This is a genomic window from Corynebacterium parakroppenstedtii (genome assembly GCF_019754935.1).
GTDB lineage: Bacteria > Actinomycetota > Actinomycetes > Mycobacteriales > Mycobacteriaceae > Corynebacterium > Corynebacterium parakroppenstedtii.
The window spans coordinates 1001875-1016671 of record NZ_JAGSOA010000001.1 but is presented as its reverse complement, the minus strand read 5'-3'; the positions used below and the strand labels follow the sequence as shown (position 1 = coordinate 1016671).

General features: G+C 56.2%; 12 protein-coding genes. 4 read left to right on the top strand and 8 right to left on the bottom strand.

The features are described from left to right. Positions 1 to 47 precede the first annotated feature (47 nt). Positions 48 to 722 (bottom strand): hypothetical protein, encoded by a 675-nt coding sequence (locus KCQ76_RS04275; protein WP_046202898.1) that lies wholly within the window; start codon positions 720 to 722, stop codon positions 48 to 50. A gap of 240 nt (positions 723 to 962) precedes the next feature. After that, positions 963 to 1649 carry a hypothetical protein gene (locus tag KCQ76_RS04270; protein ID WP_060942058.1) on the bottom strand — a complete coding sequence of 229 codons (687 nt, stop codon included), beginning with the start codon at positions 1647 to 1649 and terminating at the stop codon, positions 963 to 965. A gap of 143 nt (positions 1650 to 1792) precedes the next feature. Here KCQ76_RS04270 and truA point away from each other — a divergent pair, with 143 nt between their 5' ends. Next, positions 1793 to 2689, top strand: coding sequence for a tRNA pseudouridine(38-40) synthase TruA (gene truA / locus KCQ76_RS04265; RefSeq protein WP_373369118.1), 897 nt, complete (start codon positions 1793 to 1795; stop codon positions 2687 to 2689). Here truA and KCQ76_RS04260 read toward each other — a convergent pair. The 3 genes from KCQ76_RS04260 to KCQ76_RS04250 form a co-directional block, all read right to left on the bottom strand. After that, positions 2642 to 3667 (bottom strand): hypothetical protein, encoded by a 1026-nt coding sequence (locus KCQ76_RS04260; RefSeq protein ID WP_046202900.1) that lies wholly within the window; start codon positions 3665 to 3667, stop codon positions 2642 to 2644. The genes truA and KCQ76_RS04260 overlap by 48 nt on opposite strands. An 81-nt stretch (positions 3668 to 3748) precedes the next feature. Further along, complete coding sequence (locus KCQ76_RS04255) at positions 3749 to 5497, bottom strand: hypothetical protein (RefSeq protein WP_146003178.1); 1749 nt, start codon at positions 5495 to 5497, stop codon at positions 3749 to 3751. After that, positions 5494 to 6339, bottom strand: coding sequence for an ABC transporter ATP-binding protein (locus tag KCQ76_RS04250; RefSeq protein WP_046202902.1), 846 nt, complete (start codon positions 6337 to 6339; stop codon positions 5494 to 5496). Before KCQ76_RS04250 ends, KCQ76_RS04255 begins: the two co-directional genes overlap by 4 nt. Before the next feature lie 117 nt (positions 6340 to 6456). Here KCQ76_RS04250 and eccB point away from each other — a divergent pair, with 117 nt between their 5' ends. Further along, a complete protein-coding gene (eccB, locus tag KCQ76_RS04245) occupies positions 6457 to 8280 on the top strand; it encodes a type VII secretion protein EccB (RefSeq protein ID WP_160296125.1) in 1824 nt (607 codons plus the stop codon). On the opposite strand, the gene KCQ76_RS04240 is transcribed toward eccB, so the two are convergent. From KCQ76_RS04240 to KCQ76_RS04230, 3 genes are read right to left on the bottom strand one after another with little or no spacing between them, the layout of a single operon-like run. Further along, entirely contained in the window at positions 8255 to 9661 is a 1407-nt protein-coding gene (locus KCQ76_RS04240; RefSeq protein WP_052722135.1) for a S8 family serine peptidase, read from the bottom strand. The two genes, eccB and KCQ76_RS04240, sit on opposite strands and share 26 nt — an antisense overlap. Before the next feature lie 5 nt (positions 9662 to 9666). After that, positions 9667 to 10938: a ubiquitin family protein gene (locus KCQ76_RS04235; protein ID WP_340062878.1), complete on the bottom strand. Its 1272-nt coding sequence runs from the start codon at positions 10936 to 10938 to the stop codon at positions 9667 to 9669. A 5-nt stretch (positions 10939 to 10943) separates the two neighbouring features. After that, positions 10944 to 11573 (bottom strand): EsaB/YukD family protein, encoded by a 630-nt coding sequence (locus KCQ76_RS04230; protein ID WP_221914801.1) that lies wholly within the window; start codon positions 11571 to 11573, stop codon positions 10944 to 10946. Positions 11574 to 11699: 126 nt separating this feature from the next. Between KCQ76_RS04230 and KCQ76_RS04225 the strand changes: the two genes are divergently transcribed. Both KCQ76_RS04225 and KCQ76_RS04220 read left to right on the top strand, forming a co-directional pair. Continuing rightward, complete coding sequence (locus tag KCQ76_RS04225; RefSeq protein ID WP_152647004.1) at positions 11700 to 13235, top strand: hypothetical protein; 1536 nt, start codon at positions 11700 to 11702, stop codon at positions 13233 to 13235. Then, positions 13214 to 14716 (top strand): recombinase family protein, encoded by a 1503-nt coding sequence (locus KCQ76_RS04220; protein WP_046202906.1) that lies wholly within the window; start codon positions 13214 to 13216, stop codon positions 14714 to 14716. Before KCQ76_RS04225 ends, KCQ76_RS04220 begins: the two co-directional genes overlap by 22 nt. Positions 14717 to 14797 lie beyond the last annotated feature (81 nt).

The window sequence follows — 14797 nt, the reverse complement described above, 5'->3', positions numbered from 1 at the left end:
TGGGCGCATGATTGAACGCGCGCATCAGCCGTCAGAAGTACGTTCGCCTACACTCCGCATTCACTTTGATCGCTGTGTGTCGACGTATATGCGGGCGAGTCATAGTTGCAGACTGTCGTCTGGAACACTGAATCTGTCGCAACGCCGTCCTTCACCGTGAACGTTATCGGCGTCCCGGGCTTGAGCATGTCGTCGTATCGGGTTCCTTGGGGTTCACTGTTATCCACTGTGGCAGTGATGGTGCCGTTTGACGGATCACCTGTCGCCGAATTCACGGTCACTGTTGCGTCGAAATCCTTCGCGACAGCCCCGTCGCGACCGATAAATCGGCCAGTCCCATCCGGCTGAATCTTTAGGCTGCGACCATGCCCAACCCAACTGCCAACAGCCCATCCGATCCCTTCGCCAGTAGCGGCAGCGGCTCCACCCGCGTCGCCTCCCGCCTCATTCGCAATAGGAGGTTGCTGTCTTTGTGGATTGTCGGCACGCTCGTCGGGCGTTGGCTCGGCACTTGTCGACGTCGCCGTCGATGATGACGACGAAGTACTGGACGAGGAACTCGATGAAGATGACGACGAGCTACTCGACGATGAGACAGAACTGGAGTCAGTGGACGAAGACCCGTCATCTGAACATGCTGCCAGGGTAAAACCAGCGGCAGCGACGACGCCGATAACGGCGAAACGTTTGAACCCCGTTACGTGGCGATGGGCGGTGGGCATGGATCTGTGTCCTCCTTGGAAGACCTAGCAGAGATGGGACAAGACATCACACAGTCACATAGCCTCGGCTATTGGTTTAGTCTGGGTGATGTCCATGGCAAGTTGAATACTATGTTCTGTTAATTATGGCATCGTGGGGGCTTTGTCGAGGTCACAATCCGATCACAAATGGGGAGCAGGGGAGGGGTCGAGTGGTGTAGTGCCCCCCGCCGCGCACCTTGTGCACTGGTAATTCGACCGTTAAGCACCACACTCGGGCATTGTCCCGTACGCTGCCCTATATTCAGGTAGTTTCGAGTTGCAGAAGGGCTCCGATCCTCGCTCACTCGCTATACCGTTTTCTACTTCGAAGGAGTAGATCTTTCCGGTAGTATCCCCGCCGGCATTCTGGCTACTAACCACCTTCACAGTTATGGTCCCTTTTCCACCATCTCCGGAGGAATCGATGAGTTGAAGAGTTTCCTTAGTAGCTCCCACTCCCGTGGGGGGATCGGCTACTAGTTTTCCAGAGCCATCCGGATTTATTTCCAGGAGTCGTCGGTGTCCCTCCCAGCGACCAACCACCCATGAAGGGACATCAACGGTCGCTTGATTCTCAGCGTCCGCGTTATTTTCTTCTGCCTGCGAGTCAGCCTCTGCGTTATTAACATCGGGATAGGGCTGATCGTCCTCGGAGTTGTCAGTAGTCGGAACCATCGACTTACTAGCAGTACTGCTGCGGGTACTCGATGGAGCAGAAGTTGTCTTTGTCGACGTGGTGGTCGACGTTGTTGTTGATGAGCTGTTGTTATCGTCACCATTCGAGTTACAGCCGACGAGTACTGTGCCCAGGGCAGCGCCCAAACAGAGCATAGCGACTTGTTTACGCGTGCCGAACGCTTTACGAGCAGGGGGCTTTGATTCGGGGAGTAACGAGGGGGAATTCATAGGTTTATCATTACTCACTGGGTCAGCAGATGTGAAGGAATAGGAAATATGAGTTCGGGCATGAAGGCTCATTGCCATGCCTCATCCGCGCTGGTTTATGAAGCATCTAACAGATTGCGGCCTCAAACAGATACAGTGTCAGCGTGATTCCGAATGACAATGCGACCGCACAACCGGGACCGGACCATACCGACACCACGAACGCCCTGGTTCGTCTTCGCCTCGACATTGCCTATGACGGCACCGACTTTCATGGGTGGGCTCGTCAAAATGATGTGCGCTCGGTTCAGGGGGACATTGAGCAGGCTTTCGAGACGGTGGTGCGCCAGCCGGTCCAGCTCGTTGTCGCTGGTCGGACGGATGCGGGGGTCCATGCCTCGGGCCAGGTGGCGCATGTTGATATTCCGCGCGACATCCTGAACACACGGAGCATCCACAACGATCCGTCGACATTGGTTTCACGCTTCGCCCGGTTGCTGCGTCCCGACGTTCGCATCCGCGCGTGTTCCTTTGCGCCCGACGGTTTCGACGCGCGTTTTTCCGCACTCCGTCGCCATTACGTGTATCGCGTGACGACGAATCGCGCCGGGGCCTTGCCGACGCGGGCCCGCGACACCGCCGTGTGGGGCAGACCAGTGGATATAGATGCGATGAACAACGCGGCTGAGGTACTCGTTGGCCTTCACGATTTCGCTGCGTTCTGCCGTGCACGTCCCCATGCCACAACCATCCGTGACCTGCAGCATTTCTCATGGCATGAAGTGTCCACGGTAGCTGAACCGGACGTCTATGAGGCACACGTGACGGCCGACGCGTTTTGCTGGAACATGGTGCGCTCCATCGTCGGAGCGTCGTTAGCCGTGGGGGAGGGGAAACGGCCGGATGGCTTCATGGAGGACATGCTGAACCACGATTCGCGACACCCCATGGTTCCTGTCGCTCCGGCGCACGGACTGACGCTAACCGGCGTCGATTACCCTGCTGACGATGAGTTAGCTGCCCGTGCGGAGCAGACTCGGGGTATCCGATCGCTCGATTAGCCGCAAGAGGTCGGACGCGTCCATGACGGTGTGGGCCTCCCGCCACCGCTGCGAATCCGGCCGTCGGACAATATCGATAATCGTCTCCGCCGAACCGTGCGTGATCGCCCACGTGATAGAGGCGTCGCTGCAGTCCCAAATCTCCAGGTCAGCGTCGCGTTGGGCGTGACGAAAGCCCGTTCGTGTCGACGATTGACGCTGCGCGGCGTCGAAAATCGAATCGACACCCAATCTTGCGATTTTGCTATCGGACGTTGCTCCACCATCAGGAGGAACGACGATCGTGAATTTGGTTGATACCCATTCGCCGGGCGAATCAGTGATGACAGTGACACGACGACCAGCTGCTCGAACAAAGTCGGCCAAACGTTGGGCAGCCCTACACTGTAAAGAGCGATCGCCAGCCGGTTCGGCACTGCTCGAGACGATAGCGATACGGCCAGATGAATCCGGAAGGGCGACGGAACCAGTCGCAACCCTAGCCGGGCTGTGGAGAGGCTGGCTGTCTGGACTGTTCTGATCATCCTCAGCTAGTGTGCGAACGTCGCGAAGGTAGCTATCCCATCCAGGTTCCTGGCCAGCGTCGGGAGAAACCCATGCTTGCCACCCGCAACCGTGAATATATGAGATGACCTGCGAAGAACCCGCGGTGGGTAGCTCCACAAAAAGCCTCCACGTGGTTGTCGCCTGCGTGGAAGAGTGGTTGTCCCAGCCGGCGATAACGTCGGCACCGGTATGTGCCGTCGAGCTCAGCATGATCGGGCAACGGACAACACGGTGGAGGACTGCGAGCATCACGGGAGCGGAATACGCATGAGTGAGGGGATAGAGCTCGATGATCGCTGAGCTCTGGCCGGCAGCGTTAGATGCACCGTAGCCTGCACGCGTCGATCCTGTAGTTAAGCCCCACGGCCATCGCCAAAATAATCCGATAAATATCGGGCCGACGCAGGCGATGACGACGAAAAAATCCCCCATAGATACCCCTTAAAAATAAGAAAGGTGGCCGCCGTTGAGCGGCCAGAGCAATCTTATAAGAGATTCTGGAAAGCGGAAAGACTATAAGAATTTTCGGACTTTCGCGAAAATTTCGGGATAGTGCGAATCAATTCGTTTTGCGGACAGGGCAATGGAGCCAGCGAGCATCGCCATGCCCACACTCAGGGAGTACACGGCGGCGAACCAAGCACCGGTGAGGCCGATAAGTGGAATAGCAACGGCCGGTCCAAGAATAATGGTGAATGCGACCAGGGCAATAAGCATGGCCACGAAGGCTGGGCCGGATTGTCGTCCGTTGTTCCTCATTGTGTTAACGCCGGGTTTGACAGCGGGAAAGGGGTTATAGGCGGAGAGGAATAATCCGACCGCCGGACCAGCAAAAACCCCACCGAGGCACGCGCCCGCCATAATCGCTTTTTGGTTAGTGGTGAAGTCCGCGAAAAGCACCATGATGATCAGGCAGGGAACCAGCAACAGAACATTGAAGATAATGACCGCAATAGCGCGAGCCGTAACGATGTCTTTACCCCGTGTTCCAGCTGCCATATGAACCCAGTTAGCTGGCCCATCCATACCGAAATCATTCGACGCGAAGTTAGAGCTACCGATAATTGCAATATAGAGAGCACCGATAATTAAACTGTTGTTTCCGGTGGCAATCCCCATAATCAAGAATATGAGTGCCATGATCGGAAAACTCAATATGGCGTATTTAAATCGGATATCTCTTACCCAATATTTCAACTGACGTGAGAATAATGCGCCGACGACACTGTGGGGAACGCCACGGAGATAAAAAGAGTCTCGAGCCGAAACATCTTCAGATTCTCCCGACGTATTGGCGGCAGACGCGAAATCACGATCGACTGACCGCGACCACAGATATAGGCCGGCAATAATGAAAACAACTGTGATGACGGCGCGGATAACGAGGCTAATCCATGCATGCTGGGCGGCGTCGTCTATCATCGCCGGGCCTGATGCGAGAGGTGTCCATCCTGCAATACGAATGACCCACTTCAGAATAGTGTCAGTGATTGAGGAGGCGAAGCCAGAAGCGAAAACCTGAATAACAATGAAAACAAAGAAGAACAGAAATGTGCCAATGAAATACAGCCAGTTTCGGCGTGAACGGTTACCTCCACTAGAACTCGACGTCACAATCAGTGCTTGATTAATAACGAGGAGACACGAAATTCCCAAAATCAACCCGACGATTCCGACCGACGCGGTGAACCATTGTCCTGTCTCATTACCTGACATAATGACCGCGACCATGGTGGCTATAGTGACACCGATAGCAATAATCGCACGACTTTGAACAATGATGGTGGGCAGTAACGCTCTCACCAGTGACGACGGTTTAAGAGGGAATTGCGCTAACTTAGCTGGCTGAACCGTATTTTCCCCAGCTGGCCATATGAAAGCCAACACAAGCAGTGTCGTGGCTCCGAGTGCTGCGAAAGCGGTCCATGGATTGTCGGCGATAGGTCCACTCATATCGCCCGCCGAGTGTGCACCGACCGCAGCCGCTGAAAAACGGCCCGTTTTACGGGCAATATCGACGCAAGAGCTAGCCGTAAACGCGACTCCCCCTATCGCGTACAGCGTCGTCATAATGACAAGAATCCATTGACTCGCGCCCTCATACCAGGACTTTTTCCATAACCGCATATGCAAGCGGAAAACCGCCGAACGTATTTCCTTATCGCTAGCGTGAAATGGTTGAGACGGCGATGTGGATTGAGCACGTGTCGATGGAGAACCCGATACAGGCTCCGTGTTATTCGGATTAATCGGCTGGCTCATGATGCTAACCACCCCAAACTTCCCTCAGCGAGTCGCCCGCCACCGACGAGGTTGAGGAATGTATCGGTCAAACTTGATCCATTTCGCACCTCATCGGTGGTTCCGCTAGCCAAAACCCTGCCATTTTGCATAATGGCTACGTGGTCGCAGAGCCCCTCAACAACTTCCATTACATGCGAACTCATAATGACAGTTCCCCCGGCTTTGACATACGTCGTCAAAATTGACCGGATAATTTGAGCCGACACGGGATCAACAGCTTCTAGTGGCTCGTCGAGAATAAGAAGTTCGGGGCGGTGAATAAGGGCTTGAGCTAGAAGAATCTTCTTTGTCATGCCGGCGGAATAATCAGCGACAATTTTATTTGCGGAGTCTTTGAGATCGAGAACATCGAGTAATTCGTTAGCGCGTTTTTCGACGATTCCCTCATCCATACCGCGTAGGGCACCAGAAAATTGGAGAAGTTCTTTTCCTGACAAACGATCAAAAGTGGGTAACCCGTCAGCCAAGAGCCCGAACGTCGCTTTTGCTGTTGCGGGTTTATCCCACACATTGATTCCATTAACCCATACGGAACCCTGGTCCGGGCGGAGGAGACCGGTGGACATCGTGATCGCTGTGGTCTTTCCCGCGCCATTAGGGCCGACGAGGCCATAAAAACTCCCGCGAGGAATATCCAAATTCAATTGATTAACAGCTGGTTTTCCACGGAAAGCTTTGTAGAGGTTACGAAATGCCATAGCACACGATGTCGGATCATCGGCGAGCGGCGCGACATGGGGTGCATGAGGTGATGAGGTAGGGGTATCGGAAGCGGTGTCGTTATCCGGTAGATTCTCCATGCCAGCCACATTAGCTGATGATGAAGTTCTGTCCTGGCAATGATGTAGGTTATGGAGTGCGCAGCGAAACCTGCCGACTATGCAGGATCTGCAGAATATGGGGGTTACGGGGGAATCATGGCAAGTTCGAACCACGATGGGTCGGGTCACGACGACCACCAGCGGGGACGTGCATCTGCCGGTGGCGGTAAGGACTATCAGCAACCGACGTCCAGTGCACAGTTAGCCGGATACCGATTTGTTCGGAAGCAGCTGGAACAAGCCCTGGTTTGTGCGGATACCCGCATGGTTCACGACGTTCCCGGGAGCCGACGCCGAGCCCTGGCGATCGGTGTTGTGCTGAGCGTTCTCGGTATCGCCGGTGCTGGGATTATGGCGATGATGCGGCCCGACCCCGCGATTGGAGACCACACGATCCTCATTGCTGCAGATACCGGCCAAATGTTCGTGCGCGTTAACGATACGCTCCATCCGGTGACGGATCTGGCGTCGGCGCGGCTCGTGGTGGGCAAAGCGGAAGAAGCTCACCGAGTATCGAGCAAAAATTTAGCGTCTCTGTCGCGCGGGGAGTTTATCGGGCTCCGCGGGCCTTCGGATTTGCCACCGCAGGGCAATGCGGAATCGACGGAGAGATCATGGGGAGTATGCCATGCGCCGGATAACCCACGGGCATCGAATAAATCTCGGTCGGCAGATGGTCTTCGGTCCGCGGATAAATCTGGGGCGCAGAAGATGCCTTCCCGCGCTCCAGGCGCATCCTCCTTGGTGAAGAAAGCTGCCTACAACGAGGGTAAGAGTGCTGATGACGAGGGGGCCGACGACGTCGAGAATGACGTAAAACCTGGTCAGAATAGCCGCGGCACGTTATCAGTGGCGGTGGCCGAGTCAATGCCACTCGACGCTCGCTCGGCGATTCTTCGTGCAGAGAGTGGGATGTGGTTGATCAGCCCGGATTCATCTGACGGGCATCCGTATCGGCGCTCACTCCTTGCCAAGCGCGGTTCAATTCCCGAGCCGGCAGTATCGCGGGCACTGGGCATTTCGTCATCGATCATTCGGGATGTCCCGGATTCTTTCGTCGAAGCGATACCCCGCGTCGATGATGTTCGTACTATTCGATCATCCATGCCGGCCGGCGGCGAGTCTGGCTTACGGCGACCCTTCAACACCATCGGTACCGTCATCATCGCTGACCAGCACGGTTCGTCTGTGGGGCGCTCGGCAGACCCTTCATCGACGCACCGACAGACCGTCGATAATCGCCCATCCCATGAATCCGGGGCAACCACACGCGACGACGCATCTGCCGATGACGGCGACGTCTACGTCGTTCGTGACCACGGAATTGCTCCTTTAGCTCCCGTGCATGCTCGTTTGCTGCTTTCACGACCAGGCGTGGTGGTAGAGCGGGTGAGCCCCGCAGACATCTCAGACATACCGACGGCCGACGAACTGAACTGGGGGACTATACCGGGGGAGAAGCCTGAGTGGGCTCCGCGAGAGGGGCGCCTTTGTGCGGGGACGGTAGCAAGCCCACGCGAGAAGCAGCGACCCGCAACCGATGCCGAATCCGCAGAGGTGGGCGACGCCGATATCCTCACGTGGTCGGAGGCGACAACCTTCCCGCATGGTGCAGTGCCTGTCGTGCAGGCGGAGCAGGCGGTGGCCGTCGGCAAGAGAGAAGAAGAGCGGCTCACGCCACGAACTGCCGATTATTACTCCGGGCCGGCCCACGCGGTGGCCGTTGACACTGGCTCGGGGTATGCGATCGTGAGTTCGGACGGCCGACGCTTCGCGGTGGATTCATTGGAAACGCTGCAGATCCTGGGATTTCGTACTCCCACAGTGGCACCGTGGTCGGTAGTCCGGCATCTCGCTGAGGGAGAAAACCTTTCCCGCGATCGCGCGTCAAAAATTATTGTCGGCGCCGAGCAGCCATGACCGCGGCACTTACCGCACACAGAATCGTGAACGGGACCGCAATCACGGTTATCACCATGCGTCGGTGGGAACGATGAGTAGCAGTGGCGGGAACGGTGATGTCAGGATCGGATGCTTCCCGAGACTCCGTGGGGATCACGCCGCCAGCCTCCGCGTGTCGACGCGCCATTCCCACCGCTCGAGCAGGATGAACCATCCCCGCCTGAGACCCAGCCCCTGGCGTTGCCGTCGCCGCAAGGATTTGGCGAACATCAGACGGACTCAAATGCGGAGCAACCTCCAGCATCAAGGCCACCGTGCCCGACACGAGCGGTGCAGAAAAACTCGTCCCGACAAAAGGCTGAGGCGTTGGTTCCTCCGCCATGGCAGGATTCCGCTGAATCTCCGCAGGATCGGTGGCCGCCATAATCGGTGATGACCCCAGCTCAGGACCCATCACAGGACCACCCGGGGCCGTAATATCACCGCCGGCGAGGGCATAATCCGCCCGACGATGACGATCGCCACCAACCGCCCCCACCGAAATCACTGTTGGCTCATGGGCAGGGTAGGCATTCATCCCATCGTGGCACGGGCCCGTGGAATTCCCCGCCGCCGCGACCACCGTCGCCCCGGCGCTCTCGGCACGATCCAGCGAACCGCGAAGATGCTCGATCCCCTCGGGCTCCATCCGTGGATCTGTGCAGGCAGCGACCGAAATATTGATCACGCGTGCGTGCGCGTCGACACTCCTATTAATAGCGTCCGCAACACCAGTTAAGGTGCCCGTTTTCGGAGACCCCGTCGAAGGAGACGCAGGCTGCCCGCTCCCATCATTGCCAGAGCGATGACGTGGCTGGGCGTGTGCACTCGTTTGTCGTATCGACAACAAATCAACGTCCGGAGCTACCCCACGCGCACGTCCGTGACCAGCGATAATAGTGCCGACGATTGTTCCATGCAGATCGCAATCCTCAGTGCCGTCGGTGTCGCCCAAAAGATCCCCGCCGCCTATCAGAGTCGGGAGATCGACATGACGATTCACCCCAGTATCAATGACGGCCACCGTGATTCCCCGGCCCGTTGCTAAGCGCTGAGCCTCGGCCAACGAAGGCAAGGAATCCACGGGAGTGAGCATATCCGTGGCGAAACCGCGCCGGGATAACTCGATCTCCGTCAAACCGCGCGAACATTGATTCTCATGAGCGCCGACGTCGGCAGCGTGTGACCGCGGGGGACCGCACGACCAGGGAGAATCGATGATCGTCGACGACAAAACCCCGATCGTGACGCATACGGACGCGAGGGCACGTCGAGAAGAAGAACCAACATTCTGGCTGGTAGATGGGGCGGTGATGTAAGAGAGATGGGCCGAGGTAGTGGCCTTCAAAGAGTGTGGCATGGCGATTACCCCAGCCCACGAATAACGGTGAAAATCCCTGCCACCCACAAAGCCAGGGGGATCGCCGCCGCCGTCATGATGGCTTCCATAATCTCAATCGCCTTCTGAATTGTGGGGTCCGTTACTCTCCATTGCGGCAGGACGGGAATAACTAACAGCAAGGCGAAAACAGATGTTCCTGCTGCTAGAGCCACTGTATTCATCGTGCCGACGGGATAATCCGCAAGGAACAGAGTCAGCGATGTGATAGCGAGGCACGCGAGCGACGTTGCCCGAGCCAATGCTTGAACGGAATACCGAGCTTGCAGGCGTGCGCGAAGCCCCTCGGCGATGGCAATGACGAGGATAAGCGATGCTGTTCCCGCCGACGGAGATGACCACGCGAGGCACAGAGCAGCGAGGATGATGAGTACCGCGCAGCCCGCGGACATGCCCGTATGAATGTCGTGCGCCAGGCGGACGCGTTGAGGACGATCGGGGAGAGGCGGACTGTCGGCCTCGTCGAGTTCACTCCCTGTCGACGGGACAGGGTCGGGACGAACTCCAGCGCAGCGAAGTGCGAGCATCCCGGTCCAAGAATGGATGAAAAGTGCGAGCAGCAGCCAGACGCAAAACACGACTTGAGGGGTCACAAAGGAGAAGAAAGTTAAACCCAGCGGAAGAACCATGATGCCCGAAAAAGTAAGGAGGGCAATGGCGGAAACGATGTCCGATGATGTATTAATCGCGCCGGGAATTCTCGCAACTGAGTTTTTTGCGTCTGTTGTGGAGTTTTTCTTAAAAACACTGAGGTGGAAGAAAGTTACTGCTCCGCATACCAATGCTGTGCAGAGACAGCCGAGGGATACCGCCATCCAGGGAGATGACCAGCTCAGAGCGCCCAGCGCCCATGCAGCCGCCCACCACAATGCTGTTGACTCAAGGACGTAGGAACTATGCGGGGGAGAATTCCGAACCCACAAGGATGCGTATTGCACATTAGGTTGTGATGGATAGTTTGTATCCTTTTCTTCGCTCCCATTGATATCTGAGGGCTTTATTGTGTGGTGAGTCTTAATATAAGCAAGAAATACGCAAAAAGAAGAGGAGAGTAAAGCAACAGCGACGAGACACCACCACGGGAATAGCGACGAATAAGCGAAGAGTGTTAAGAAGTACCCATGCCCATCCGGGGAGTCTAAGGGTGGATTATGCCGTGTGATCGACGTGATTTCGTCCCAGAGTCCCCAATTCTTGGAAATAACATTGACCAGTTGGGGAATGAGTGACAATGCCACCAACGTCATAATCGTAATGGGTAAGATTCCACGGTTAATAATATGGCCAAAAAATGATTATCGCGGGATTGAGATAGAGCTTCCGCTGTGGTGATGTGAATGTCGTGTCCGCCCCACGGACGAGTGGTTAGTAAGAGTGTATCGCCAGGTTGAACGCCATAATCTGTCAATGACGCTTCATACCGGATAGTGCGGCCGCTGCTGGTTATAAGCCGCCACGGTGTCGTTGGTGGGGCAGTGGTGTCGAGAACACGGTGTTCTCGGAGAGAATCCACCAGGTCACTAATTAATTCTGTGGCGGGCTGGTGGGTAAGCACCGTGACATCAAGACACTGCCGGTGGAGGGGTTCGTGGATATCGTCGTCGAATAAAATTTCACTAAGTAAAGAGTTATTGTGTGAAAAGTCTGTAGGGTAAACAGATAATTCACGGTGATCATTGCTTGCCGCTTCATTTCTTTCAACGTTATCGCTTTGCTGAAATCCCAAACTGGCGAATGATTCATCGGGCAGCTCAAGAATGATGCGTATTCGTGTTCTTGATAGATCTAGTCGCGGGCCCGTCGTAAATTCGTTGTCTTTCTCCTCTTGATATGTGGTTGACCTGCGAAAATCGCGTGTGTTCGTGTGTGGCATGTATCCCCCTTTTCCCCGAATGCTATGCCGGATAACAAGTTTCGCATATACTACCCACATTGCACAGTCTGAGGGGATCCATGCTGTGTATATCGTTATCAGCCGCAGGTGGCTAGGGGGCATTCAGTGGGTAGTTCATCCGCGCAGTCGGTGGTGCGTCGTTCACCTGAGCATGCCGACGGGAACAATGACTCCTCCACAGCAATGTCGATGCAGACAGTCGTTCCTTATACCGACAGATGGTGCCCGGAGCTACCAGAACCTCGTGAAATCCCGGTCGATCAACCGCCAGAGGCTTCGCGTTCCCCTCAGCAGCCGCTTTTTCGTCGGCTCTTACCCTTAGTGATGGTGGTCACGGTGCTGGGGATGGTCGCCATCATGGTTGTTTCCGGAAACGCGGCCAACCCCATGACCTACCTTTTTCCGCTGATCATGGTTGCGTCCATGGTGGGGATGGTGACGGGAAATCAGGGACAGTCTGTCGACGAACGACGCCGTGTGTACCTGAGGCACATTGACCGATGTCGGCGGGAATCCAGGGAACACGCTGAACAACAGCGCTCCATGATGGAATTTGTGGATCCCGATCCCCATGCCTTGATGCTTTTTGCGGGAAGTGACCGCATGTGGGAGCGGAGTCGGTACGATGACGACTTTGCTCATGTGCGCATCGGAACAGCGTCCCAACGAGCGCGAACCCATGTGAGCATTGGGGAAACCAATGCGGTGGAAGATATTGATCCGATTTGTGCCTTGGCCTTGCGCCGCGCGCTCAGAGAATCCTTGGTGCTTTCGGATGTTCCTGTGTGCCTGGCTTTGGGTGACTTTTCGACGGTGTATATCGGTGGGGCCGACGGGCGGAAAGTTGTTCGTTCGCTGCTGGCCCAATTAATCACGCTGCATGGTCCGGAGGCTATTCGGATTATCGTGTGCGGCCATCCGCGATCGTGGCCGTGGCTGCCATGGATTCCACATTCGGATGGCCAGGAGGCGTTTCCCGATCCTGAGGCAGTCGTGACGGCTTTGGACGAATTGTGGTCGGATAGGTCTGGAGCCTCTACCTCGCGCGATGACTCCGGGCCTCAAGTTGTTCTCATCATCGACGGTGCTGCGCCTCTCACCGTTGCCCATCACCCGGCGGTGACCAGCGTGATTGTCGTCGGCACGCCTGACGAGGATGTGATGCCGGAAATCCAGCGCCAGCAGCGTTGGCATGTGATGGACCAGTGGGAGGCTCACGCGGCGGAGGAAGGCATCGCGCTTCGGGCTGATCATGGGATGATTTCCGCATTAACGACGTCGGGCTTGGATACATTTGCCCAGGCCGATACGCTTTCTGAGCAGGAACTTGATGTTCTCGCCCGCTCGATGGCGCGGTACACGCGGCCGACAGATGCCGTGCTCGCTGAGCACTCCACGGAAGGGATCGACGAAGTAGAACTTGTGCTCGGTGTGGCGACACCTCTTCTGGTCTCACCCTCGGCCGCATGGACTGAAAAGCGGGGTGCGGAGCGTCTTCGCATCCCATTGGGTCTTAACAGTGACGGTGACCCGTTCTACCTGGACATCAAAGAATCCGCCGAGGGCGGGTCGGGGCCGCATGGTTTATGCGTCGGCGCGACCGGCTCAGGCAATAAGGAATGTGGGTTTGGGGTACAATAGGGCATATGACAGCGACTACATCACAGCGTGCGGCGATTTACGCACGTATTTCGTTGGATAAGCAGGAAGAAGCCGGTGTGAAACGGCAAATTCACCTCGCCACTAAGCAGGCTGAGGCTGACGAGGCTAAGGTGGTCGCCACCTACGTGGACAACAACATCTCCGCCTTCTCTGGCGACCCTCGCCCTGATTACAACAAGCTTATTCACGCCATCGAGAACCACGAGATTGACGTTGTTTACGTCTACGCACTCGATAGGCTGACCCGTCGCACCAAAGACACATTGGCGCTCTTTGAGTTGTGCGAGAAGTACAACGTCACCGTCAAAGCGAACCGTGGCTACAACATTGACCCTTCAGACCCTGCATCGCGGCTCACTATCGTGATTCTTGGTCTGATTGCTGAGCAGGAGTCTATTGATCGTGCTGCACGTATCCGAGCTGCCTACGAAGACCGGGCCCGGACAGGGCGGCCTAAGACAGGCGGGCGGCGTATGTTCGGCTACGAGGCTGACGCTGAGACCATCATCGACGAAGAGGCCAAGGCTATTCTCGACGCCGCCGCGATGGTCATTGCTGGAAAGACTCTGCGCGAAACCGTGCGCGAGGTCTTTCATGCACGCAGTCTTACTGCGACTTCAGGCAGGCCTATGTCGGCGCCAACGCTGCGAGACATTTTACTCAACCCACGCGTGCGCGGCTTGAGTACGTTCAACCCAACTGACCCGGATACGGGGAAACGTCTTGTTAAAGATCGCAAAATCATTGGTAAAGGCAACTGGTCTGCGATTATCGACGAGGTTACAGGTGAAAAGCTCGATGCAATCTTGCGCGACCCGTCGCGGCGGCTCTCACATAGCGGTAACGCACCGCGCTATTTCCTCGCTTCTGTCCTGACCTGCACCTGCGGAGAACCGATGTATTCGCGTAGTCGGCGGAACACGGATGGTAAACCTCGTCGTTTCTATACCTGCAAGCGCTCTGAGCCGGGCGGTACCCATGTCTCTATCGGTGCTGAGGTTGATGATCTTATCGAAGCTGTCATTCTTAAACGCATGGAGCAACCTGACGCCGTGGATGCGTTGCGTAAGGCCTTGGCACCAGAGAACAACACCCTTACCGAACGACTCCAAGAACTTTCAGGACGGCGAAACGCGCTGTTGGCCAAGCGTGAGCAGATTGAAAATTCTGCTATCGATGAAGAGATTGACATGCCAACATTCGTGCGAATGTCAAAGAAAATTGAAGCTCAGATTGCAGGTCTTGATGGAAAAATGCGTGAACTAACGACCAGTCATGCTGCTGACCCCCTTGCTGTAGAACTTGTCGACGTGCCGGACTTTGCCAAGTGGTGGGGCGGTGCCTCTGTTGAGGATAAGCGACGGCTGACTCGGCTGCTAATGGAAATTCGCATCCTGCCTGGCAAGCCTGGCGCTAAGAAATTCGACCCGCACCGCGTGAAGATCACCTGGCTACAGTAGCTGTCTGTGAAGCGCTTCTCCGAGGGAGTGCTGCGAGAGCTGGCAACCAATCTGTCCACGTTCCTCGGGGGCGACACCGCT

Bases quoted from the DNA above. Each gene is read 5' to 3' on its own strand.
- KCQ76_RS04275 (WP_046202898.1), bottom strand. From the start codon at position 722: ATGCCCACCGCCCATCGCCACGTAACGGGGTTCAAACGTTTCGCCGTT.
- KCQ76_RS04270 (WP_060942058.1), bottom strand. From the start codon at position 1,649: ATGAATTCCCCCTCGTTACTCCCCGAATCAAAGCCCCCTGCTCGTAAA.
- KCQ76_RS04260 (WP_046202900.1), bottom strand. From the start codon at position 3,667: ATGGGGGATTTTTTCGTCGTCATCGCCTGCGTCGGCCCGATATTTATC.
- KCQ76_RS04255 (WP_146003178.1), bottom strand. From the start codon at position 5,497: ATGAGCCAGCCGATTAATCCGAATAACACGGAGCCTGTATCGGGTTCT.
- KCQ76_RS04250 (WP_046202902.1), bottom strand. From the start codon at position 6,339: ATGGAGAATCTACCGGATAACGACACCGCTTCCGATACCCCTACCTCA.
- eccB (WP_160296125.1), top strand. From the start codon at position 6,457: ATGGCAAGTTCGAACCACGATGGGTCGGGTCACGACGACCACCAGCGG.
- KCQ76_RS04240 (WP_052722135.1), bottom strand. From the start codon at position 9,661: ATGCCACACTCTTTGAAGGCCACTACCTCGGCCCATCTCTCTTACATC.
- KCQ76_RS04230 (WP_221914801.1), bottom strand. From the start codon at position 11,573: ATGCCACACACGAACACACGCGATTTTCGCAGGTCAACCACATATCAA.
- KCQ76_RS04220 (WP_046202906.1), top strand. From the start codon at position 13,214: ATGTGGGTTTGGGGTACAATAGGGCATATGACAGCGACTACATCACAG.